This is a genomic window from Adlercreutzia equolifaciens, assembly GCF_029076695.1.
GTDB classification, from domain to species: Bacteria; Actinomycetota; Coriobacteriia; order Coriobacteriales; family Eggerthellaceae; genus Adlercreutzia; species Adlercreutzia equolifaciens_A.
The window spans coordinates 1-339 of the sequence record NZ_JARFIK010000174.1 but is presented as its reverse complement, the minus strand read 5'-3'; the positions used below and the strand labels follow the sequence as shown (position 1 = coordinate 339).

The window sequence follows — 339 nt, the reverse complement described above, 5'->3', positions numbered from 1 at the left end:
TGTAGCCCACGCGCCATACCGTAAGCAGGTATTTCGGCTGGGACGGGTAGTCCTCGATCTTCTCGCGAATCTTGCGCATGAATACAGTGATGGTGCTCTCGTCCACCGAGCTGTCTGCGCCCCAAATGAGCTCGTATATTTGCGCTCGGGTAAAAACCTGGCCGGGATTTGCCGCCAAAAGCGCCAAGATTTCGAATTCCTTGGCCGTCAGGTTTACCAGCTCCCCGCGCAAGCGCATCTCGTACTGGTTGAATAGAATCTCCAAGTCCCCGGTGCGGCTGCTGCCCTCGCGACTTACCGCTTTGGCGAAGGCCAGGTCATCGCGGTGACGGCGCAAAT

General features: G+C 57.5%; 1 protein-coding gene. It reads right to left on the bottom strand.

The window, feature by feature from the left end:
- Nucleotides 1-339: winged helix-turn-helix domain-containing protein (locus tag PZH32_RS11950; protein WP_275208478.1), on the bottom strand; the 339-nt coding region annotated here is incomplete at both ends.